The organism is Aliikangiella aequoris (genome assembly GCF_053709105.1).
Map to the genome: position 1 here is coordinate 3728187 of NZ_CM132298.1, position 22580 is coordinate 3750766.

Sequence of the window (22580 nt, forward strand, 5' to 3'; positions counted from 1 at the left end):
TTTTAGCGAAAGTGTTGGCAAAGCTTGCATCGTTAATTTTTAGCCAAACAACAGCAACTCACAATAGCAATGGGATGAACTTCATAAAACACGCGATGAATTACAGGCATGGCTTGATAGAAGAGGCGTTTTATTCAGTTTTTTGCGCAGCGATGCTAACTAATTCCTGTTCTAGTTCATCTCCGTACTTATTCATTAATTTAATCGCTTGTTGATTAACCTTTGGCATTTTTTGCTCGATAAAATGAATTTCTTCCTCTAAGTCATCGGCAATTGCATCTATTCGCTTAGCTTTGTGCTTTAAAGTGGCTAGCTCTTGAGCTAATTCAGGATCAACACTGGCATTACTAACTAACTCTAGCCTAACTTGTGCGCTACTTAATCGAGCTTTCTCAATTAAGACGGCACGCGACTCAATCTTTTTTGAGTAGGCTTCAATGACTTTAGTGTCTTTTTGAATAATAAGTTCTTGTTGATCCATCTGATCAAAGAGTTGACTAATGCTAGACTGCTGCTTAGGATTAAGATCTGACCAAACAAAATGTTTACCATTCACTCTAAACTGAGTGTTCTCAATGTCGTTGGCGCGTTTTACCCAAATATCACCATAGTGGTGCTCAACTTCAACTCTTTGTGCCTGCACCTGCGCAGGAAAGCTTAGAATAAAAATTAAGCACATCAAACTTGCTGCTATAAGTGCACATAGGGGTTTAACAATTGATAGGTTCATTAGTAGAGCTCCTTCCGCATTGGTTTAACTTATTAGTCGCAAGCCAATCCAAAAAAGTTGGTTCTACTGATAAAATTTATTTAATAGGCATAAAAAAAGGCGCTGTTAGCGCCTTTTTTAGTAAAACTCTTGATTTACTTACCAGCTTTCTTGCGAATCGACTGTAAAGTTCTTAATTGAGCCACTGCTTCAGCAAGTTCTACCGCAGCTTTTGAGTACTCAATTTCAGAGTTCTGATCTGCCATAGCGGCTTCAGCTGCTTCTTTAGCTGCTATAGCAGCAGCTTCATCAACATCATCAGCTCTTGCAGCAGTGTCAGCTAATATTGTAGTAATATTTGGCTGTACTTCTAGCATTCCGCCTGACACATAGAAATGTTCAACATTTCCATCATGATCAGTCACTTTAACCGTTCCCGGTTTCAGTGAAGTAAGTAGGGGTGCGTGCCCAGGAGTAATCCCAAGCTCACCTAACTCACCATTGGCAACTAACGAATCGACTGTCCCAGAGAAAATAGATTTCTCTGCACTTACGATATCTAAATGAAATGTATACATATCCAATTTCCTGTCAGTCGTCGGCTAAAATTAAATTGATTTAGCTTTTTCAACAGCCTCTTCAATAGAACCAACCATATAGAAAGCTTGCTCTGGTAAATGATCGTATTCACCATTAAGAATACCTTTAAAGCCTGCAATGGTATCTTTTAGCGAAACATACTTACCAGGAGAACCTGTAAATACTTCTGCTACGAAGAAAGGTTGTGATAAGAATCGTTGAATCTTACGTGCGCGAGATACTGTTTGTTTATCTTCTTCAGAAAGCTCGTCCATACCTAAGATAGCGATAATATCTTTTAACTCTTTATAGCGTTGTAGTACAGATTGAACACCACGTGCTGTTTCATAGTGCTCTTGACCAATAACTAAAGGATCAAGCTGACGCGAAGTAGAATCTAACGGGTCAACAGCTGGGTAAATACCAAGTTCTGCGATTTGACGAGAAAGTACTACTGTTGCATCTAAGTGAGCAAAAGTTGTTGCAGGTGAAGGATCCGTTAAATCATCCGCTGGTACATAAACAGCTTGAACTGAAGTGATAGAACCAGTTTTTGTAGAAGTGATACGCTCTTGTAGTACACCCATTTCTTCAGCAAGTGTAGGCTGATAACCAACCGCTGAAGGCATACGACCTAGAAGTGCAGATACCTCAGTACCAGCAAGTGTATAACGATAAATGTTATCGATAAATAATAAAACGTCACGACCTTCATCACGGAATTTTTCAGCCATAGTTAAGCCGGTTAAAGCAACACGTAGTCTGTTTCCTGGAGGCTCATTCATTTGACCGTAAACCAATGATACTTTATCAATTACGTTAGAGTCAGTCATTTCGTGGTAGAAATCGTTACCTTCACGAGTACGCTCACCAACACCAGCAAATACTGAGAATCCACTATGCTCAGTAGCGATGTTACGGATAAGCTCCATCATGTTTACGGTTTTACCAACACCAGCACCACCAAATAAACCAACCTTACCACCTTTAGCAAATGGGCAAACTAAGTCGATTACTTTAATACCCGTTTCTAAAAGCTCGTTCGCCGCAGCTTGGTCTTCATAAGAAGGCGCTTCACGGTGAATAGACATACGCTCTTGCTCACCAATTGGACCTTTTTCATCAATTGGATTACCTAAAACGTCCATAATACGACCTAAAGTTTCTTGTCCTACTGGAACAGAAATAGGTGCGCCAGTATTAGTCACTTTCATACCGCGACTCATACCTTCAGAAGAACCCATAGCAATACAACGGACAACACCGTCACCTAACTGCTGTTGAACTTCTAATACTAATTCACTACCTTCAATATCAAGTGCGTCATAAACTTTTGGTACATCAGTGCGTGGAAATTCCACGTCGATGACAGCGCCGATGATCTCAACAATGCTACCGTTGCTCATTGCTTTTTCCTCTATTAAATTTAAATTTTTTAAAATTCGTTAACTAAAATCTCAGTATTATTGGCTAGCTAGCTTAAACTGCTGCTGCACCACTAATAATTTCAGAGATTTCCTGAGTAATAGCCGCTTGACGTGCTTTGTTGTATATCAACTGCAAGTCTTCAATAATATCACCAGCATTATCTGTTGCTGCTTTCATCGCAACCATACGAGATGCTTGCTCACAGGCAATGTTATCAACTACGCCTTGATAAACTTGAGATTCGATATAGCGAACCAATAACACATCGAGTAATTCTTTCGCATCTGGCTCATAAATATAATCCCAGTGATGCTTTAACTCGTCAGACTCAGTTTTTTCAACCGGTAAAAGCTGTTGTACTGTAGGCTGTTGTGTCATTGTGTTCACAAACTCATTGTGAACCAAGTACAAACGATCGATTCGACCTTCGTCAAATGCATCTAGCATTACTTTTACAGTACCAATTAAATCGGTCACTGTTGGGCTGTCACCCAAATGACTGGTTTTAGCAACCACATTGCCACCAAAGCGATTGAAAAAGCCTGCAGCCTTTGAGCCGATTAAGCATAAATCGATCTCAACATCTTGTTGCTGCCACTCTTGCATAGACTTAAGTGCATCTTTAAAAAGATTAGTATTTAATCCACCACATAAGCCACGGTCTGTTGAAACCACGACAAATCCAACGCGCTTAACTTCACGTTCGATGATATAAGGGTGTTTATACTCAGTATTACCCATTGCTAAATGGCTGATTACGCCACGGATTTTTTCCGCATACGGCTTGGTTGCTTCCATACGATCTTGCGCTTTACGCATTTTGCTCGCTGCAACCATTTCCATCGCACTGGTAATTTTTTGAGTATTTTTAATACTTCCAATCTTGGTACGAATTTCTTTTCCGACCGCCATAGACTGATCCCAGTAATTAGTTAACGTATCTCAAACAACATCTTGGAGAGGGGAGGTTAATCCCCAATCTTTTTACCAAGTTGCAGTTTCTTTAAACTTGCTGATTGCTGCTTCTAATCCAGCTTCAATATCTTTATTGTAATCACCAGCTTCATTGATTTTATCCATCAATGCTTTTTCGTTGCTGTTCATGTGATCTAATAATGCAGATTCGAAATCTTGAATTTTAGCTAGCTCAACATCTTTTAAGTGACCTTTTTCCGCTGCAAATAACGAAACCGCCATTTGTGCAACTGACATAGGTGCATATTGGTTTTGCTTCATTAGCTCTGTAACGCGTTGACCGTGCTCTAATTGCTCACGAGTTGCATCATCTAAGTCAGATGCAAACTGAGCAAAAGCTGCTAGTTCACGATACTGTGCTAATGCTAAACGTACACCACCACCTAATTTTTTAACGATTTTGGTTTGTGCCGCACCACCAACACGAGATACAGAAAGACCCGCGTTAACAGCAGGACGGATACCCGCGTTAAATAAATCTGTTTCTAAGAAGATTTGACCATCAGTAATCGAAATAACGTTAGTTGGTACGAACGCAGAAACGTCGCCCGCTTGAGTTTCGATAATTGGTAGTGCTGTTAAAGAACCAGTTTTGCCTTTAACTTTACCGTCAGTCAATTTTTCTACGTGGTCTGCATTAATTCTAGCTGCACGCTCAAGTAAACGAGAGTGAAGGTAGAAAACGTCACCAGGATATGCTTCACGACCCGGCGGACGACGTAGCAATAATGAAATTTGACGATAAGCCCAAGCTTGCTTAGTTAAATCATCATATACGATTAATGCGTCTTCACCTTTGTCACGGAAGTATTCGCCCATTGAACAACCAGCAAATGGCGCAACAAACTGTAAAGCAGCAGAGTCAGAAGCGGTTGCAGCAACAATAATGGTATGTGCCATAGCGCCATGCTCTTCTAACTTACGTACGATATTCGCGATAGTGGAAGCTTTTTGACCAATAGCAACATAAACACATTTAACGCCTGTGCCTTTTTGATTAATGATTGCATCGATTGCTAAAGCCGTTTTACCTGTTTGGCGGTCACCAATGATTAACTCACGTTGGCCACGGCCAACAGGAATCATTGCATCAACTGACTTGTATCCAGTTTGTACTGGTTGGTCAACTGATTGACGAGAAATAACCCCAGGCGCTACTTTTTCTACTGGCGCGTATGTTGCGTTTTCAATAGGACCTTTTCCATCAATAGGGTTACCTAATGCATCAACAACACGACCAAGTAATGATTCGCCGGTAGGAACTTCAAGAATACGACCAGTACACTTTGCTTTTTGACCCTCTACGATATCTGAGTAGTCACCTAGCACAACTGCACCAACTGAATCGCGTTCTAAGTTCAATGCTAAGCCGTATTTACCGCCTGGCAATTCAATCATTTCACCTTGCATAACTTCTGCAAGACCGTGAATTTTTAAGATACCGTCAGATACACTAACGATAGTACCTTCATTACGAGCTTCTGAAACAACTTCAAATTCATTGATTCGTTGTCTGATTAACTCGCTTATTTCTGATGGATTCAGTTGCACACTCATGCTCTGTTCCTTATACGTTCAAAGTATCTGACAATTTGGCTAGCTTACCGCGAACCGAACCGTCGATGACTAAATCTTCTGCTTGAATAATCAAACCACCCAAAATATCAGTGTTAATTTCAACACTCACATCAATCTGACGACCTAGTTTATTCGCCAACTTCTCTTTTAATTGGGTAATCTGCTGCTCATTTAACTCTGTTGCTGAAGTGATATGCGCCTCGATAGTTTTTTCAAACTCGGCACGTAAAAAGTTAAACAACACTTCAATTTCAGGTAAAGCCAACAAGCGACCGTTATTAGCTAACAACTTTATAAAGTTACTCGCTTTATCGTCCAGTTTGTCTGCACAAACTTTTAACATCGCATCGCGTTGGTCTTCTTTGGTAAAATGAGGGCTTGTTAATAACTGATGCATATCCCCGTCGCTCACTACTTGAGCAGCAAAAGCTAGCATATCAGACCATTCGGCCAATTGCTTTGCTTCTAATGCATGCTCAAACGCAGCTTTTGCGTAAGGTCTTGCTAGTGTTGTTAATTCAGCCATGGGCCACCTTCATTTCGTTTTATAGTTCAGCAACTAAGCTATCAAGAATATCTGCTTGGGCAGATGCGTCGATGCTACGTTGAAGAATTTTTTCTGCGCCAGCAACTGCCAATACAGACACTTGTTTTCGCAATTCTTCACGAGCGCGATGTACTTCTTGCTCAATTTCAGCTTGTGCACCCGCTTTAATTTTTTCAGCTTCGGCACGAGCATCATCTTTGGCTGAGTCAACGATTTCTGCGTGACGCTTTTTTGCTTGATCTAGCAGCTCAGCTGCTTTCTCTTTTGCTTCACGCATCGTTTCAGCTGCACTTTTTTGCGCTAATTCTAAGTCATGTTGACTACGATCAGCCGCAGCTAAACCTTCAGCAATTTTTTCCTGACGCTCTGTAATCGCTGCATCTAGCAAAGGCCAGATGTGTTTCATTGTAAACCAAACAAATACGATCATCGCAATTGTTTGGCCTATCAGGGTTGCATTAAAATCCACGGCAATCTCCTCTTATGTCGGTTTAAGTTTAAGACCTGAGGTTGATTACTTAACTACCGCTGCTAATTGCTCAACAAATGGGTTAGCGAAAGTGAAGAATAACGCGATACCAACACCGATCATCGCTACAGCGTCAAGTAGACCTACTACGATAAACATTTTAACTTGAAGCATTGGTGCTAATTCTGGTTGACGAGCTGCACTCTCAAGGAATTTACCACCTAAAAGACCCATACCAATACCTACGCCTAATGCGCCAAGACCGATAAGGATAGCTACTGCGATTGCGGTAAAGCCGATTACTGTTTCCATTTTGTTCTCCTAGTAAGGATTAGTTAAGTTTAAAGTTAAAAATAAAAGTAAAAATTATTAATGATCTTCATGCGCTAAGCTGAGGTAAACCACAGTTAACATCATAAAGATAAATGCTTGTAAGAAAGTAACTAATACGTGAAGCAGCGACCAACCAAAGTGTAGTGGTAACTGATATAACCCCATTAGTGCAATCAATATATAAATTAACTCGCCAGCATACATGTTACCGAATAAACGAAGTGACAATGAAATAGGCTTAGCTAATAAAGCGGCACCTTCAAGTACTAAGTTAATTGGAATAGCTGCCCAATGGTTGAACGGGTTAAGTAATAATTCTTTAGAAAAACCTTTCACACCCTTAATTTTAAGGCTGTAAAAAATAATTAGAACAAATACTGATAAAGACATAGCGAAAGTCACATTAACATCAGTACTTGGAACTATTTTCAAAAATGGGACACCTGCGGCATGCGCTAAAGAAGGAATCCAGTCTACCGGAATCAAGTCCATAAGGTTCATCATATAAACCCAAACAAAAACCGTTAAACCAAGTGGCGCAATCATTTTGTTTTTGCCGTGGAAGGTGTCACGTACGTTTGTATCAACAAAGTCGATAACGAGTTCGATAAATGCTTGAAACTTACCAGGTACGCCTGTAGTCGCTTTTTTAGCTGCGCTACGGAACATCCACAAGAAGATAACCCCTAGTAATACCGAAAAGAAAAGACTATCAACATTGATAGCATCCATTCTCGTGCCAGCGCACAGGGTAGGGTTTTCAGCAGTATTAAACTGCCAGCCTTGCTCGGTTGAACAGGCTTGAAGGTTTTGTAAGTGGTGCTTAATATAACCAGTACTTGTTTCGGCCATTAGCTCATTAATCCTGTTGTTAATGGGTCTTTACAATGACTGGCGCTAGCCATTGAAATAGCAGCGCCGCTACATATCCTACTAAGACGTAAAGTTCAAAGCTGGGTAAAAGCAAAAAAGACAGCACTAACAAACCTGCTAACAAAACAATTTTGACCGCTTCTCCAACATAGAAGGCGCGAACCACTTGTTTACTCTTTTGTGCTCCAGACTTTGAAAAAGCCTTATAAACGAAAAACAGGTTAGCCAAAAACACTGCTATTCCGCCCGATAGCAGTGCTACTGCTACCTTAAATTCTTGCAACAAACCCAAACTCGCAACTACCAACGTTAAAATAAGTTGAATAAAAAGCAGTTTTTTAGCTTGTTTAAATCCTCGTGCGACTAATGCTTGACTCATAAATCTGTACTTTGCGCTAATCCCACTAAGAATCTGAAGTCGTTTTGCATCAATTTTTCATGTGCAAAAAACAACCACTTAAATGCGGCGCAAATTATAGTGATCTATGCCTAGTTAAGCAAGCGTTGTAGGAGCTTTATTCTACTGATTTTTATAATGATTTTGCTGTTATATTCAATCGGTTAATTAAAAATCAATTTTTTAACTAATAAAATCCGTTATGCTCATTATTAACTTACTGTTATTAAAGGAATTGTTACAATAATTACACTGCTTTGCTGGAGCAAAACGATTAGAGTATCTTTTTTAATCAATTTAAGGGTAGCTTAAATGCGACTATACTGTTTGATTATTTTTGTGATCGGGCTGGGCTCAGTCACCACTCATGCCGCGCAGCGTCAATCTAGCGCGCACTGGCAACATCAAACGAAGGTTATAGCTGTAGATGGGCACAACTTGCAATACACAGAGTGGTTTAGCGGTGCGCCTAAAACTAAACTACCTACATTGCTCTTGTTGTCAGGCCCCAATGATAATTGGAACTCAGATAGTACCTGGTTTGCGCGTTTAGCACCTAAGTTAAGCGCCAGCTTTAGGGTAATTGCTCTAGATCGCGCAGCAATTGGACTGGCACAACCGGAGGTACCACTTGGCTACGCTCACTTTGCTACCGACTTAAACCTTTTTATGCAAAAGCTCAATCTTAACGAGGTTAATGTTATTGCTTTTGCTAGCGCCAATATCAGTTTGCTGCATTATTTTAATCAAGCGACCAGAAATCCAACTAAAATAAACTCGCTAATCTTGATTGATCCCGACGTCATCACCGACTTTTCTATTAAACGTTACGCTAAAGATGCTTATCCATTTAAAAAGAACCAACAGTCTTATGCAGAATATATAAAGCAAGGAAAGTATTTAGCTAGAGCGAAGCAGAAAAACCAAATTGAACAAACTCATTTACAACAATTAGCTTTAAATGACCCCATGGTTGATTGGGAGTTTATTAAAAATGAATTTAACAAACGGTTGATTTCGCAAAACCTGGTAAACCTTTTTGGTGAAATTGCCATATACGATCAAGATTTAAAGTCGACTCAAGGGCTAAAGTTTCCTTCTACGCTAAAGCTAGTCGTATTCGACACCGACTTTGAGTCACATTATATTAGTCAATCTGAGAACCCTGAAATGCAGCAAGGGTTGATCGAGTGGCGCAAGGACGCTAAAAAATATTATCAAAGATTAGTCGCCCAGCAAACACATGCAGAATATATAGAAGTCGCCGAGAAAGAGCATTTACTCATGTTTTCGCAGCCAAATCGCTTTATTGATCTACTCGATCAACTGCGACTAAAAGCAAATTGATTGGCTAACTCAATAGTTTTTAGCGGTAGCTTGTAAGATTTTAACCGGCTCCAACGTCTACTAAGATGAGACCAACGTAAGGAGCAAATTTTGAAAACTGCCCAACAGTCCGAAATGATTAACCAGTTGGTTGATCAGTATGGAAAGCAAGTTTATCTAGTAGCCTACCGTATTTTAGGTGACGCTTCACAAGCAGAAGATGTCGCGCAAAATGTTTTTGTAAAGCTGCTTAAGCTAAGCCCTAAAAAGATAGCATCAATTAATCATTGGCGAGCTTACTTATGCAAACTTGCCAGTAGTGCTGCCATTGATCTAATTCGTGCTAGAGCGAAAGAAAAGCGCCAAATAAATGATCACTCGCAAACTAACCCCCATAGCAACTCGGCTATAGAGCAACAACTTTCAAAAAATCACACTCCATCCGCAGCACTAGACATCAACAGGGACTTAGAAGAGTTTAGACAAGTCTTAGGACAACTAAGCATTCAAGAGTCTGAAGTAATCGTACTTAGGTTGATAGAAGAGTTTAGCTATCAAGAAATAAGCCATCAGCTCAATATTTCTAATAGTCTAGTCGGCGTCACCTTACATAGAGCTCAGAAAAAATTAGCTGAACTTTTACCAGAATCAAATTTTTTAGGAGTGATTTATGAATAAGCAAAACTTTAAAGATAAGCACATAGACGACTATATTACGGCATTAAAACAACAAGACATTAGCGATGATGAAGCGCTAAATATCAATAAAAGAATAAAGATAGCGGTGGCTAACGAAGCCTCTCAACTTAGCCGCCAATCAAGCTCGCAAGCAAAAAATAGTTTTACCCGCTTTTTAACGGCCTTTAAATCTCGTTTGCTATATGCCGGAACTAGTGCGTTAGCGGTTGCCATGCTAAGCCTTGTCGTTTTCGTGGGTGGAAACACACCAAGTGCATTTGCACAGGTGCAGCAACACCTAACTAGCGTGACGAGTATGTTCTACCAAAGCAATATGTTAGTTCAACAACAACCCATAATGACCTTGTCTGTTTGGTACCAAGAACCCGGTTTAATTAGAGTAGAAACCACTCCATTAACCCCTCAAGCTGAGCAAAGTATGAGTATTAATGTAATCGATAGTATTAACGGCAAGGGGTTAATGCTGTTTCCCGGACCCAAGGTTTCAGTGCCTTACGAGTTTCAACCAAACGCCACACTTGCAGCTAAAGACAATCCATTGCACTGGTTTCAAGTAGCCAAAGATTATCAAGGCGAAATAACCCAACTTAAAGAGCGCTTAGTAAACAACCAATGGTTAAATGGGTTTAAGTTTACCGAGGCAGGCTACTCAGTTGTTTTATGGAGTACGCAAGATAACAACCTACCGGTCGAGTTTGCTATCTATAACGGTGAGACCGCGGAAACTTCTGACTTTTTAATGCAGGGTAACTTAAGTTTTAATCAGCCATTAAACCCCACGCTTTTTAGTCAGGATGTTCCTGCAAACTATCAGCAAAAACCAGCGGACGATAGCTAAAGCGATAAATTGCGATTAACGAGCTAAAGTCGCTTGCGCTTCTTAGCCAAGCGACTAAATATCTAGCTCGCAATCAGATAAAACATTGGTTGTGCAGGTAAGAATATAGCCAGCGATTTTTCTGTCAGAGTGTAAGCCTGCAGCGTTAAAACTATTAGTCTTTCCGGACAGCATTTTAACTTGGCAGCTACCGCAATTTCCGGCACGACAAGCAGACTCCATTTCTACTCCAGCGCTCTCTAAGGTTTCTAATAAATTATCGCTGGTTTCAACTTGAATCGCTTTACCGGTTTTCTTAAGCGTTAATTGAAATGGGCCCGGATTAGCCGGTTGCTCTTGAGCACTAGCAATTTGGGCGTTTTTCAGCTGTTTAATTTCAGCCATTTTTGCTTTCTTTTTGCCGCCAGGATCGAAGGATTCATCATGGTAATTTTGCAAATCAAAACCGAGTGCATCTAAACTTGTTTGGACTTGCTGCATAAAGCCTTCTGGTCCACAGCAAAATACCGTTCTTTCATTTAGATCGGGTACCACATCACTGAGTAAGTTAGCATTAACTCGGCCACGCCTACCTAGCCAGTTTTCTGACAGGCCGGGCTGAGTGCAAACGATTTCTAAGTTAATGTTGGGCCACTGAAAATCAATTAAACCAAGCTCTCTTCTAAAAATAATATCTTGCGTCGAACGCGCCCAATTAATAAAAACAATATCTTTAGTTAATCCTAAGTCGCTCCAATAGCGAAGCATTGACATCATAGGCGTGATCCCTGAGCCAGCAGAAATTAATAAAACTTTATCAGACTCTATGTCATCGCAATTAAAGCGACCTGCAGGCCCTCTAACTTCTAACTGCGAACCTGGCTTTAAGTTTTCATGCAACCAAGGAGAAACCACTCCTGTGGGGTCAAGTTTTATGGTTAGCTCTAATAGGTGAGGCCGAGTAGGCGCCGAAGCGATAGTATAAGAACGGTTATGCTTTACGCCGTCAATTTCAAGCTGGATACCAACAAACTGGCCAGGCTTAAAGTGGAATAGGGTGTCATCTAGCGCTCGTAATTGGAATGTTTTGACATCAACCGTTTCTTGTATAACATTCACACAACTTAGCAAAGTCTTGCGGGTAGACCAACTTGAGAGCTGCTTTAATTGTTGCAGCGAAATTGGTTTAGGGTTTACTTCACTCATACTCATCACTTTAACGTTTCAATTAAAAAAGGGCTGTAAAGCCCTTATTTGGTTTAGAATTAGTTCGGCTGTTAAGCTTGCTCAATCCCCAAATGGCGTAAAATACCATCTAGCTCGTCTAAACTGTTGTATTGAATTGCAATCTTACCCTTACCTTTACCACTATCTTGGATTTTAGTGGGGGCACCAATTTTATCTGAAATGCTTCTTTCTAAGTGTTCAATATGTGGATCTGAGGCGCTTTGCTTTGCAGTTCCGGTTTGTGGAGCACTTTGTTTGCGCACTAATTTTTCTGTTTCGCGAACCGTCAATCCTTTCGCTACTACGGTTCGCCCAATCATGGTTTGCTCATCGCTAGGTAACGAAAGCAGTGCTCGTGCATGCCCCATTTCTAAGTCACCTCTTTCTAGCATAACCCGGCAGGCTTCCGACAAGCTTAATAAACGCAACAAGTTGGTTATGGTCGTTCTACTTTTACCTACGGCATCCGCCGTTTGCTGATGAGTTAGGTTAAACTCCTGCATTAAGCGTTGCAATGCGGTGGCTTCTTCCATTGCATTTAAGTCTTCACGTTGAATATTTTCTATTAACGCCATCGCAATTGCGGCTTCGTCAGGAATATCCTTAATTAAACAGGGAACTTCGTCTAACTGCGCTATTTGTGAAGCTCTCCAGCGTCTTTCACCCGCAATAATTTCGTATTTTTGGTTGCCAATTGGCCGTACAACAATGGGCTGAATAATACCCTGCGCTTTAATTGAACTGGCTAATTCTTCTAGCGCATCATCAGTCATAATTTTACGAGGCTGATATTGCCCTGGCTGTAGCTTTTCAATCGGCAGCTTTTGAAGTTCGCCCTTTGGTATTGCAGCGCTCGCAGATTCCCCCGCAGCACTTGATGAAGAGGGCTTACTTAAAAAGGCATCTAATGGGGAGCGACCAAGTTTCTTTTTCATTAATATTCTCTAAAATCTACAAAGGTTATTTAAGCAACTGAGTCAGCTAAAGACTCTTGGCGCCGAATCATTTCACCAGCTAGCGCTAAATAAGCTTTAGCTCCTCTAGACAAGCGATCATAAAGTAGTGCGGGTAAGCCATAACTTGGCGCCTCCGCCAAGCGTACATTTCTTGGAATAACCGTTCGATAAACTTTATCGCCAAAATGTTCATGAAGTTGTCCAGAAACCTCAACAGAAAGGCGGTTTCTTGGATCATACATGGTGCGTAAAATTCCTTCTATTTCCAAGGCAGGATTAGCATGCTCGGTAATTTGTTGAACGGTGCGCAGCAGCGCACTGAGCCCCTCTAAAGCATAGTACTCGCATTGCATTGGTATCATCACACTGTCGGCTGCGACCAGGGCATTTACCGTTAAAATACTTAGAGATGGCGGGCAATCGATAAAAATATAATCAAACTGATCAACTAAAGGAGCGAGCGCTTGTTTTAGTTTTAGCTCTTTATTTGCCATATTAAGCAAGTGAGCTTCGGCAGCGGCTAGATCTGAGTTAGCAGGTAAAATGTAAATTCCTGCCTGTTCCGCATCTATTAAACATTCTTGGGCACTTTTTTCTCCCAGTAAAACATCTAAAATTTGAACTTCTAACTCATCTTTATCTACACCACAGCCACTACTTGCATTTCCTTGAGGGTCTAAATCCACTAACAAGACTTTTCTTTTAGTCGCAGCTAAAGAAGCAGCGATATTAATGCTGCTGGTTGTTTTACCAACCCCACCTTTTTGGTTAGTTACCGCGATGATTTTTCCCACAAGCTACCTCAAGAGTTTTCGTTGAATCTGGCAAACCAGTATAAAAGTGTCGGTTTTATTGCCCTAATGTGTCTTTAGTCTTTTGATTTTATTGGTTTAACTTTGTTTTACCGTAAGTCTTTTTCAATTGTTAAAAATTACGGCGAGCCATCCATTATAGTTTGATCGACAAAGGGATCAATCATTTCGTTTGGCTATCTCAATAATGCACCTTTCTGCCGCTAAATTAGGCACATCTAGTGAGTGATAACTCACTTGCTCCGCCCAGCAAGGCATGGCTTTAACTTCTTGTTCTGAATAAACACCTTTTAATGCCATCCAACGCCCATCTAATACCAATTGATGCTGAGTTGCAGTCAGCATGTCAGCCAAAGATGCAAAAGCTCGTGAAGTAACGCAGTCATATTGGCCATTCGGATGATCTTCTATTCTAGAGTGATGCGCAGTGACATTAGGCAAGTCGAGCGCATGAATTTGCTGACGTATAAAACGAATCTTTTTGCTATTACTATCTAACAAATGAAATTCTTGTTGTGGCAAAGCGATGGCCAACGGTAAACCAGGAAAGCCAGCACCAGTCCCAACATCGAGCGTTTTATTGAACTTCTGCCAATAGGGTAACACTGCTAAGCTATCTAAAATATGTAGCCTTAAAGCCTCTTGCGGATCTTTTATTGCCGTTAAATTGTAAGCTTTATTCCACTTAAGCAAATCATTTAATAAGCTTTCTAGCTGATTAATTTGATGCGAACTAAGCTGTAACTGCAGCGCGCTAATTCCACGCTTTAACTGTTCTAACATAGTGCAGCCCTAAGTTATGCTTGTTTAGATAGCTTAACGCTATGTTTTTTTATGCTAATTAACAATAACGAAATCGCAGCAGGTGTAACCCCAGAAATACGACTTGCTTGGCCGATTGTTTCAGGCTTCGAGGCTTGTAGCTTTTGAATTATTTCAGTCGACAATCCACTAATATTGGCGTAGTCCAGAGTAGTAGGTATCACTAAGTTCATTTGCTTTTTATTACGCGCTATCTCATCTTTTTGGCGATCAATATAACCGGCATATTTAGCTTGAATTTCTACTTGCTCTTTTACCGAGTCGAGTAAGCCTTCACCTAGCTCAGGAATTGCATCAGCCAGTTTGGCGTAAGTTAATTGTGGGCGTTTCAGTAGTTCCATTTGGCTATATTCGTGTGCCAATGGCTTTTCTAAAAGTTGATTAATTTTTTGCGCAGACTCAGACTGGTGATGTACCCAAGTAGTTTGCATCCGCTGCGCTTCAATACTTATTGCTTCACGCTTTTCGGCAGTTAGTTGCCACTGCTGATCGGTTAGTAGCCCTAGTTGGTGAGCGGTTTCAGATAACCTTAAGTCGGCGTTATCTTCACGTAATAATAAGCGATATTCTGCGCGCGACGTAAACATACGGTAGGGTTCTTGCGTACCGCGAGTAATCAGATCATCAATCATCACGCCGATATAAGCTTCTTCTCTGGTGGGCGACCAAGCCGGTTTTTGTTGAACGAGGCGTGCCGCGTTTAACCCGGCAATTAAGCCTTGTGCCGCAGCTTCTTCATAGCCAGTGGTTCCATTGATTTGGCCTGCGAAAAACAAACCTTTTATATGTTTGGTTTCTAGAGAAGCTTTTAGTTCTCTAGGGTCAAAGTAGTCATATTCAATCGCGTAGCCGGGGCGAGTGATATGCGCATTTTCAAACCCTTTAATTGAGCGTACAAATTGCATTTGAACATCAAAGGGGAGACTTGTAGAAATTCCGTTTGGGTAAACTTCAAACGTATTGAGTCCCTCAGGTTCAATAAATATTTGATGCGAGTCTCGCTCCGCAAAGCGAGTAACTTTATCTTCTATTGAAGGACAATACCTAGGTCCAACGCCTTCAATCTCGCCGCTAAACATAGGCGAACGATCTAAACCTGCATTAATAAGTTCATGGGTCAGCGCGTTGGTGTGAGTAATATAACAAGGAATTTGACGTGGGTGCTGAGACGCATTGCCGCTAAAAGAGAATACCGGAACAGGCGTATCACCGTGCTGTGGCTCAAGGCCATCAAAATTAATACTACGCGAGTCAATTCGTGGCGGCGTGCCAGTTTTTAAACGCTCGACTCTAAAAGGTTGCTCACGCAAGCGTTGCGAAAGTCCTACCGCAGGCGGATCACCAGCTCTACCACCGGCATAATTAGACAGGCCAATATGAATTTTACCGTCTAAAAAGGTTCCCGCCGTTAGTACCACACTGGCAGCTTTAAAAGTTAGCCCCATCTGAGTAACTACCCCAACGACTAGGTCTTTTTCAATAATCAAGTCATCTACAGCTTGCTGAAAAATACGTAAATTAGGCTGGCTTTCTAGTGTTTCTCTAACATAGTTTTTATACAAAGTTCGATCGGCTTGGCCTCTAGTCGCACGAACTGCAGGACCTTTGCTGGCATTTAATTTTCTAAAGTGAATACCGGAATGATCAATCGCCTTAGCCATTACACCGCCCATCGCATCAACTTCTTTAACCAAATGCCCCTTTCCTATACCGCCAATGGCGGGGTTACAGCTCATTTGGCCTAAAGTTTCAATATTATGCGTGACTAAAAGGGTGTTTGCGCCCATTCGCGCGGCAGCAAGCGCAGCTTCGGTTCCAGCATGACCACCACCAACAACTATCACATCAAAACTTTCATCAAAAACCATTCGGATTCCTATACTTTCTTAGCTATTTTGCTACTTTTGGGCTGACTTACAAAAGGACGGCGATTTTACCTAAGTCTGGCTAAAATTTGAACGATTAATCGCTTTATTTTCACTAATTCACTTAAAAACGTGCGATTATGCCAGCTTACTTGGAAGAGAAGGGCGTAAAATACCCCTTGGAAACATCATTCACTTTAATACTGGGTCATTTGTTAATTATATGCTGCACCAACCGCGAAAGCGACGCTTGTTAATAAAATCATTAAAAATAGCCTTAGCAATGCTATGTTTAGGTTACTTTTTGGTTTGGTGGCAAGCTAACAGCGCAGTGTCTCGGCTAGTAAATCAACAGAACTTCGCCTACTCAATCGATTACCAATGGCTTTGGATAGACTTTAATGCGGATATTAATATTCATGGTTTAGAAATTGTCGATTATGACCTTAATCCTGTTTTAAATATCGAAACACTATCGATTAGTTTAGATCGCTTTAGTGACTTAATCGCACTAGAAGATTTAATCGTTTATCAAAAACTACCGAGCCAGTTTGAGCTAACCATTAGCCACGCAAACTATTATCCAGCCTTGAGTCTAGAGGAAAACCTATTTGCTGTGCGGTTACCCCAGAACATTCTACCAAGCGATTGTAGAGAGCCACTTTTTGCTCCCATTAAACCTTTTAGTTTTGACTCTAATTTTCGCGCAAAGCAGTTAATTCAAACCAATCAACTTGCGTTTGAGGCACAACTTAATATCCATAATTTAAGCAACATTAGTTTTAACGGTGCGCTTGATCGATTAGATAAACAGCAGTCAGATCAACTGAGTCTTGTTAACTTTAATTTGAACATTGAGCAGCTAACCTGGCTCCATCATAGATTAAATCAATGTATGCAATCTACTCAATTAAGCCGCGGTGAAATCGCTCAACTATTTAAACGCGCAACGAATCAATACTTTGAAAGTTTACACTTAATACCAAGCAACGAGCTGCTGACTCAGCTTAGTCAATTTTTATTTTCTCCGCAAAGCGTGAGCTTTTCAATCGCTCCAGAAAAAGCATATAGTTTAAAGCAGCTCAGTCATTTAACTTGGCAAAATTTTAAAGAAAAATCTCAGTTTAAAGTAAGCTTAAACCAACAATTAATATCTGAACTATTTAAAGATATTGACTATAAAACCTTTTTAAAAAGCAAAGCAAAATCACCTCAACAAAAGCAACCCAAAATAAGTTACTTGGCAAAGTCGCCCAGCGTATTAGCGCGTTTTATTGGGGCAGAAATACAACTGCACTTAAATGATAAAAGTCTTATTTTAGGCAGGCTTGAAGGGGTTAGCGGATCGAAGGTTATGGTCAGTCAGTATCAATTTGGCGGCAGAGTTACCTTACCCCATGAACTTAACCAAGTTAACTATATCATTATGCAAAATAGCTACTAGCTACTTACCTATACAAAAGCTACTAAATATTTTTCCAAGCAAATCATCTGCAGTAAATTCACCGGTTATTTCGTTTAAACAGTTTTGGGTTAACTTAAGTTCTTCGGCTAGAATTTCACCCGCCGCATGAGCTTTTAACTGCTCTACACCCTCATTAAGGTGTGCTTGAGCGCGTTTTAATGCATCAATATGGCGTCGCCTTGCCATAAAAGTTCCAGACTCACTTGTTTGATAACCAACTACAGATTTTAAATGGGATTTTAATTTGTCGATGCCAATATTTTGTTTGGCCGAAAGGGTAATTTGATTGCCGTTAATTGATGGCGGCTCGCCACTAATATCACACTTGTTTCTAACCAGTGTAATTGGCGGAAGCTCTATACTTGGATCAATAAACTGCTTTATTTCACGCTCTATCACTAAGCTATCAACATTGCTCGAATCCACAACCAATAAAACTCTATCCGCTTGTTCTATTTCTTTTGAGGCCCGTTCTATACCAATTTGTTCAACTTTGTCTTGTGCAATTCGCAGACCAGCAGTGTCAATTATATGCAAAGGTAGCCCATCGATATTAATTTGTTCCGATAATACATCTCGGGTAGTACCTGCAATATCAGTAACAATGGCTGACTCTTTGCCAGACAAAGCATTCAATAAACTCGATTTACCTGCATTCGGCTTGCCGGCAATGACAACTTTCATTCCTTCACGCAGCAATGCTCCTTGTTTAGCATTGTCTAAAAGCGCCTGTAAGGTTTCAGTAATATCTGTCAGCTGTGCGGTAACTTTTTCGTCCGCTAAAAAATCGATTTCTTCTTCTGGAAAATCTATCGCCGCTTCAACAAAAATGCGTAAATGAACAACTTTACTGACTAAATCACTGATTTGCTGTGAAAATACGCCACTTAATGAACGCAAAGCTGACTTTGCTGCTTGCCGAGATCCACTATCAATTAAGTCGGCTATCGCTTCTGCCTGAGCTAAGTCTAATTTGTCATTGTGAAATGCACGTTCAGAAAACTCACCCGGCTTAGCTAGTACCGCGCCAGCTTGAACGACAGACTCTAAGAGTAAATCCATGACGACAGGTCCGCCATGGCCTTGCAGCTCTAAGACATCTTCCCCGGTAAATGAATTGGGACCTTTAAAATAAACCGCAATCCCTTGATCGATAGGTTGCTTGTTTAAATCTAAAAACGGCAAGTAATGAGCATAGCGAGGTTTAATTTTGCTGCCCAAAATTAACTCTGCGATAGATTCACACAGGCTCCCAGATACTCGAATAATACCCACACCACCTTTTCCTGGTGGTGTGGCTAATGCCGCTATTGTACTTTGGCTGCTCAATCTGGGCTCCGAGTTTTAATTAAGCTTTCTTTTTAGCTTTATTTTTAACTTCTTGCTCTTTGTTAAACTGGTTAGTGATATATAACTGTTGGCTAATAGAAATAAGGTTATTCATTAACCAGTACAAAACGAGGCCCGCAGGGAAGAAAACAAAGAACACCGTCATAAATACCGGCATCATTTGCATCATTTTTTGTTGCATTGGGTCCATCGTAGGGGCCGTTGGCTGCATTTTTTGCATTAAATACATACTTGCGCCCATCAGTAACGGCAAAATATAGTAAGGATCTTTCACCGATAAATCAGTAATCCACAACATAAATGGCGCGTGTCTAAGTTCAACACTTTCCATTAACACCCAATACAGTGCGATAAACACTGGCATTTGTACCAATAAAGGTAAACAGCCACCGAGCGGATTCACTTTTTCCTTTTTATAGAGCTCCATCATTTTCATTGACATTTGCTGGCGATCTTCACCATAGCGCTCTTTCATTTCTGCCATTTTTGGCTGCAATAAACGCATTTTGGCAAATGAACGATACTGCGCTCTTGCCAATGGGTATAAAAATGTCTTAATGACAATAGTCACTAATATTATCGCCACACCCCAATTAATCACATAAGTTTGCAAAAACAACAGCAAATAGAAAATAGGTTGGCCAATCCACCATAAAAACCCATAATCGACAGTTAAATCTAAGTACTCGGCGACTTCTTCTAAACGGCTTTGTATTTTAGGTCCCACATAAAGTGTTGAACTAAACACCTCAGTTTGGCCTGGCTCTATCCATTGCCAATCTTGAGTTACACGGATTCTAGCAAGGCCAGGCTTAGCCAGTCCTTTAGTCGTAGCGTCAATGATATTGGTCGTTTCACCTTTAGGTACCCAAGAAGTTACAAAATAATGTTGTAATATCGCTACCCAACCTTTTTGCGTAGTTTGCTTTACAAAGCCATCTTCAGCTAAGTCATCAAACCCAAACTTCTCGTACTTTATCTCTGATGTAGAAAAAGCAGGCCCTAAATGCGACTGCATTCCAAAGCCTTCACTGACATAACCCTCAACAGGCTTAGTATCTCTCACTAAAGAGTTAAACATTCTGTTGGCGAGCTTTTTAGATGAGTTATTGGTTACTAAATAACTCACATCAACGGTGTATTTATTTGGGTAAAACGTAAATCGCTTAATGTATTCATTACCTAATTCATTCACCCACTTCATATCAACATTCAGTGGTTGCTCAGAATCAGCCAGCTCGTATTGGGTGTTTGCAACAGAATAGGTGACCTCTTGACCATCAAAATTAGGTGCGCCTTCTCCAAACAACCCTGAAATAGCTAAATAAGTTCTACCATTACGGTTTTCAAAAATATTGATGGGTTGAGAGTCTTTATTAAGAGTTTCTTTGTACTCTAATAATTCAGCCGACACAAAATTACCGCCAAGTGTAGTTAAATGAACTCTAAGTTTATCGGTGACCACTTCGACAATTTGCGCATGGCTAGCATTATTTAATTGAGCCGAAGACCCGCCAACTGCTTGTGGTAGGGCGCTAGCTAATTCATCGGTAACTTCTGCGGATTCTCCAAGTTCAGGCGCGTCGACCGGTAAACTGGGCAATGATTTTAAAGATTCTTCTACCGAAGCTTTCTTAACGGGCTCTGGTTTATTGGCTGCTTGCCATTCTTGATAGAGTAAAAACGTTAAAAAGGCGAAGAGTATAAATAAAAAAGTACGGGCTGATTCCATGTGAATAGTATCTCTTACTTTAATGCTTGTGTTGACATTGATGAGTTTTAGGAACTTGGTCAATACCGCCTGAACTTAGCGGATGACAACGAGCTATGCGCTTTAACATTAGCCAGGATCCTTTTAAACTCCCATGTGTTTGAATTGCTTCTATTGCGTAACTAGAACAAGTTGGATAAAAACGACATTCGCCACCGATAAACAGACTTAAAGTCTTTTGATAAAACTTAATTAGTCCAATTAAAATTAATTGCATCGTTTTAGGAATCTTTGAAAAAGTTCGTCGCGAAACTGGATTATATCGGTTTTACTCATTAGGGCAATATCTCTACGAGTAAGGATAACCAGATCATACGCAGGAATTTGATGCTGAGTTAGCCTAAAACCTTCTCTTAGCAACCTTTTTACCTGGTTTCTTTGAACAGCTAACTTAAGATTTTTTTTCGCAATAACCAATCCAAGCCTAGGATGATTGTTGCTATTTGGCCGAGCTAGAAGGGTGAAAGCTTTATTATTAACTTTAAAGGCTTTGTCAAAAACATGACTAAAGTCCTTTGCGCTTAAAAGACGAAGCTCTCGTTGAAACTTAAGGGACTCATTTGTCATCTTAAATCCTCAACAAGAGCTACCAATTCTTTTAAACTACACGACTGCAAACAGTCAGTGCTTAAGCGCTAAGTCTTTTACGACCTTTTGCTCTACGTCGGTTGATTATTGCACGACCGTTTTTAGTTGCCATACGAGCACGAAAGCCGTGACGACGCTTACGCTTGAGATTACTAGGCTGAAATGTACGTTTCATCAGTCTATCCGTTTTAATTAAATTAATATCCAGACAATCAGATTAACTGACTACCTGCTGAAAGGGGCGCAAATTCTATTGCATTCGTATTTTACTGTCAATTGATTTTACGGTTACTTTTTGAGCGCTACACAACAATCAGTTTAAAAAAAGACCAATTTAAGCCAGTTAATTCAGTTCAAAACACTACATATATGGTTTTGAACTTTTTTTAAAACTAAATATGCGATTTAAATCTTTTTTATTTTTTTTGTTTGTGGATAAAAAAAAAATCCTTTTTCGGGCTTGTAACACGTCTAAAGATGCCGTTTCTTCAGTTCAAACGAATACTAACCCAAAAAACTCAATAAAACTAATTTATTTTGTCCTAAAAGTTATCTACAGGTAAAGAATAATAATAATAAAGAAAAGATCTAATAACTATTATTATTAGGCAGCATTATTTCTGTTGATAAGTACTTTTTAGCTATTAAAAACAATAGTTTACTCTAATGATAACTTTGTCTATAAAGACCGTATAAGTAACGTATAAGCTTTGATCTAAAATGTACAAAAAGACACTTTTTTCTAAAATACTTCTTATGCACACGTTTTTATACACTTAAATCACAAGCATTAGATAAATTTTAAGGTTTTACTTAAAATTTGATTAAATTTTATTCTCTGGTTAAAAGTTCAGCAATTGATAGTTAATTTAAACTTTTACGCAAAACCTGTGGATCATTTTTTTTAATCGATCTACACTGACCAACTCTTTCACAGCAGCCAATTAATTTAGGTTGTTAGTTAACAATCATAATAAGTAGCTAAATAAAAATA

24 protein-coding genes are annotated in these 22580 nt (G+C 40.0%); 4 read left to right on the forward strand and 20 right to left on the reverse strand.

Annotated elements, in window-relative coordinates; translation table 11 throughout:
* Nucleotides 1–130: 130 nt before the first annotated feature.
* From ACUR5C_RS16210 to ACUR5C_RS16255, 10 genes are all read right to left on the reverse strand, one after another.
* On the reverse strand, nucleotides 131–730 hold the full coding sequence (locus ACUR5C_RS16210; RefSeq protein WP_454466232.1) for a hypothetical protein: 600 nt from the start codon (nucleotides 728–730) through the stop codon (nucleotides 131–133).
* Between the two features lie 134 nt (nucleotides 731–864).
* On the reverse strand, nucleotides 865–1287 hold the full coding sequence (locus tag ACUR5C_RS16215; RefSeq protein WP_454466233.1) for a F0F1 ATP synthase subunit epsilon: 423 nt from the start codon (nucleotides 1285–1287) through the stop codon (nucleotides 865–867).
* A 30-nt stretch (nucleotides 1288–1317) separates the two neighbouring features.
* Nucleotides 1318–2694: a F0F1 ATP synthase subunit beta gene (gene atpD / locus ACUR5C_RS16220; RefSeq protein WP_454466234.1), complete on the reverse strand. Its 1377-nt coding sequence runs from the start codon at nucleotides 2692–2694 to the stop codon at nucleotides 1318–1320.
* A gap of 73 nt (nucleotides 2695–2767) precedes the next feature.
* Nucleotides 2768–3628 carry a F0F1 ATP synthase subunit gamma gene (gene atpG, locus ACUR5C_RS16225; RefSeq protein WP_454466235.1) on the reverse strand — a complete coding sequence of 287 codons (861 nt, stop codon included), beginning with the start codon at nucleotides 3626–3628 and terminating at the stop codon, nucleotides 2768–2770.
* 72 nt (nucleotides 3629–3700) lie between these two features.
* On the reverse strand, nucleotides 3701–5248 hold the full coding sequence (gene atpA, locus ACUR5C_RS16230) for a F0F1 ATP synthase subunit alpha (RefSeq protein WP_454466236.1): 1548 nt from the start codon (nucleotides 5246–5248) through the stop codon (nucleotides 3701–3703).
* Nucleotides 5249–5258: 10 nt separating this feature from the next.
* Nucleotides 5259–5795, reverse strand: a complete 537-nt coding sequence (locus tag ACUR5C_RS16235) for a F0F1 ATP synthase subunit delta (RefSeq protein WP_454466237.1) — start codon at nucleotides 5793–5795, stop codon at nucleotides 5259–5261.
* Nucleotides 5796–5814: 19 nt separating this feature from the next.
* Entirely contained in the window at nucleotides 5815–6285 is a 471-nt protein-coding gene (locus ACUR5C_RS16240; protein WP_454466238.1) for a F0F1 ATP synthase subunit B, read from the reverse strand.
* Between the two features lie 45 nt (nucleotides 6286–6330).
* Entirely contained in the window at nucleotides 6331–6597 is a 267-nt protein-coding gene (gene atpE / locus ACUR5C_RS16245; RefSeq protein ID WP_444996253.1) for a F0F1 ATP synthase subunit C, read from the reverse strand.
* 57 nt (nucleotides 6598–6654) lie between these two features.
* Nucleotides 6655–7470, reverse strand: coding sequence for a F0F1 ATP synthase subunit A (atpB, locus tag ACUR5C_RS16250; protein ID WP_454466239.1), 816 nt, complete (start codon nucleotides 7468–7470; stop codon nucleotides 6655–6657).
* 19 nt (nucleotides 7471–7489) lie between these two features.
* The gene (locus ACUR5C_RS16255) at nucleotides 7490–7870 is read right to left on the reverse strand and encodes an ATP synthase subunit I (RefSeq protein WP_454466240.1); all 381 of its coding nucleotides are present in this window, start codon (nucleotides 7868–7870) and stop codon (nucleotides 7490–7492) included.
* A gap of 330 nt (nucleotides 7871–8200) precedes the next feature.
* Between ACUR5C_RS16255 and ACUR5C_RS16260 the strand changes: the two genes are divergently transcribed.
* The 3 genes from ACUR5C_RS16260 (at nucleotide 8201) to ACUR5C_RS16270 (ending at nucleotide 10751) form a co-directional block, all read left to right on the forward strand.
* The gene (locus ACUR5C_RS16260) at nucleotides 8201–9235 is read left to right on the forward strand and encodes an alpha/beta fold hydrolase (protein WP_454466241.1); all 1035 of its coding nucleotides are present in this window, start codon (nucleotides 8201–8203) and stop codon (nucleotides 9233–9235) included.
* Between the two features lie 90 nt (nucleotides 9236–9325).
* Entirely contained in the window at nucleotides 9326–9892 is a 567-nt protein-coding gene (locus tag ACUR5C_RS16265) for an RNA polymerase sigma factor (RefSeq protein WP_454466242.1), read from the forward strand.
* A complete protein-coding gene (locus ACUR5C_RS16270; protein ID WP_454466243.1) occupies nucleotides 9885–10751 on the forward strand; it encodes a LolA family protein in 867 nt (288 codons plus the stop codon). The genes ACUR5C_RS16265 and ACUR5C_RS16270 overlap by 8 nt, the downstream gene beginning before the upstream one ends.
* Before the next feature lie 54 nt (nucleotides 10752–10805).
* On the opposite strand, the gene ACUR5C_RS16275 is transcribed toward ACUR5C_RS16270, so the two are convergent.
* The 5 genes from ACUR5C_RS16275 to mnmG form a co-directional block, all read right to left on the reverse strand.
* Nucleotides 10806–11936 (reverse strand): FAD-binding oxidoreductase, encoded by a 1131-nt coding sequence (locus tag ACUR5C_RS16275; RefSeq protein ID WP_454466244.1) that lies wholly within the window; start codon nucleotides 11934–11936, stop codon nucleotides 10806–10808.
* 71 nt (nucleotides 11937–12007) lie between these two features.
* Complete coding sequence (locus tag ACUR5C_RS16280) at nucleotides 12008–12892, reverse strand: ParB/RepB/Spo0J family partition protein (RefSeq protein WP_454466245.1); 885 nt, start codon at nucleotides 12890–12892, stop codon at nucleotides 12008–12010.
* A gap of 29 nt (nucleotides 12893–12921) precedes the next feature.
* Nucleotides 12922–13707 (reverse strand): ParA family protein, encoded by a 786-nt coding sequence (locus tag ACUR5C_RS16285; RefSeq protein WP_454466246.1) that lies wholly within the window; start codon nucleotides 13705–13707, stop codon nucleotides 12922–12924.
* 177 nt (nucleotides 13708–13884) lie between these two features.
* A complete protein-coding gene (gene rsmG / locus ACUR5C_RS16290) occupies nucleotides 13885–14508 on the reverse strand; it encodes a 16S rRNA (guanine(527)-N(7))-methyltransferase RsmG (RefSeq protein ID WP_454466247.1) in 624 nt (207 codons plus the stop codon).
* A gap of 14 nt (nucleotides 14509–14522) precedes the next feature.
* The gene (gene mnmG / locus ACUR5C_RS16295) at nucleotides 14523–16415 is read right to left on the reverse strand and encodes a tRNA uridine-5-carboxymethylaminomethyl(34) synthesis enzyme MnmG (protein WP_454466248.1); all 1893 of its coding nucleotides are present in this window, start codon (nucleotides 16413–16415) and stop codon (nucleotides 14523–14525) included.
* Between the two features lie 220 nt (nucleotides 16416–16635).
* Between mnmG and ACUR5C_RS16300 the strand changes: the two genes are divergently transcribed.
* The gene (locus tag ACUR5C_RS16300; RefSeq protein ID WP_454466249.1) at nucleotides 16636–17856 is read left to right on the forward strand and encodes a calponin homology domain-containing protein; all 1221 of its coding nucleotides are present in this window, start codon (nucleotides 16636–16638) and stop codon (nucleotides 17854–17856) included.
* On the opposite strand, the gene mnmE is transcribed toward ACUR5C_RS16300, so the two are convergent.
* The 5 genes from mnmE to rpmH form a co-directional block, all read right to left on the reverse strand.
* Nucleotides 17857–19206 (reverse strand): tRNA uridine-5-carboxymethylaminomethyl(34) synthesis GTPase MnmE, encoded by a 1350-nt coding sequence (mnmE, locus tag ACUR5C_RS16305; RefSeq protein ID WP_454466250.1) that lies wholly within the window; start codon nucleotides 19204–19206, stop codon nucleotides 17857–17859.
* 19 nt (nucleotides 19207–19225) lie between these two features.
* Nucleotides 19226–20959, reverse strand: coding sequence for a membrane protein insertase YidC (gene yidC, locus ACUR5C_RS16310; protein WP_454466251.1), 1734 nt, complete (start codon nucleotides 20957–20959; stop codon nucleotides 19226–19228).
* A 19-nt stretch (nucleotides 20960–20978) separates the two neighbouring features.
* Nucleotides 20979–21215 carry a membrane protein insertion efficiency factor YidD gene (gene yidD, locus ACUR5C_RS16315; protein WP_454466252.1) on the reverse strand — a complete coding sequence of 79 codons (237 nt, stop codon included), beginning with the start codon at nucleotides 21213–21215 and terminating at the stop codon, nucleotides 20979–20981.
* A complete protein-coding gene (rnpA, locus tag ACUR5C_RS16320) occupies nucleotides 21206–21565 on the reverse strand; it encodes a ribonuclease P protein component (RefSeq protein WP_454466253.1) in 360 nt (119 codons plus the stop codon). The genes yidD and rnpA overlap by 10 nt, the downstream gene beginning before the upstream one ends.
* Before the next feature lie 61 nt (nucleotides 21566–21626).
* Nucleotides 21627–21761, reverse strand: a complete 135-nt coding sequence (gene rpmH, locus ACUR5C_RS16325) for a 50S ribosomal protein L34 (protein ID WP_454466254.1) — start codon at nucleotides 21759–21761, stop codon at nucleotides 21627–21629.
* Nucleotides 21762–22580: the final 819 nt, after the last annotated feature.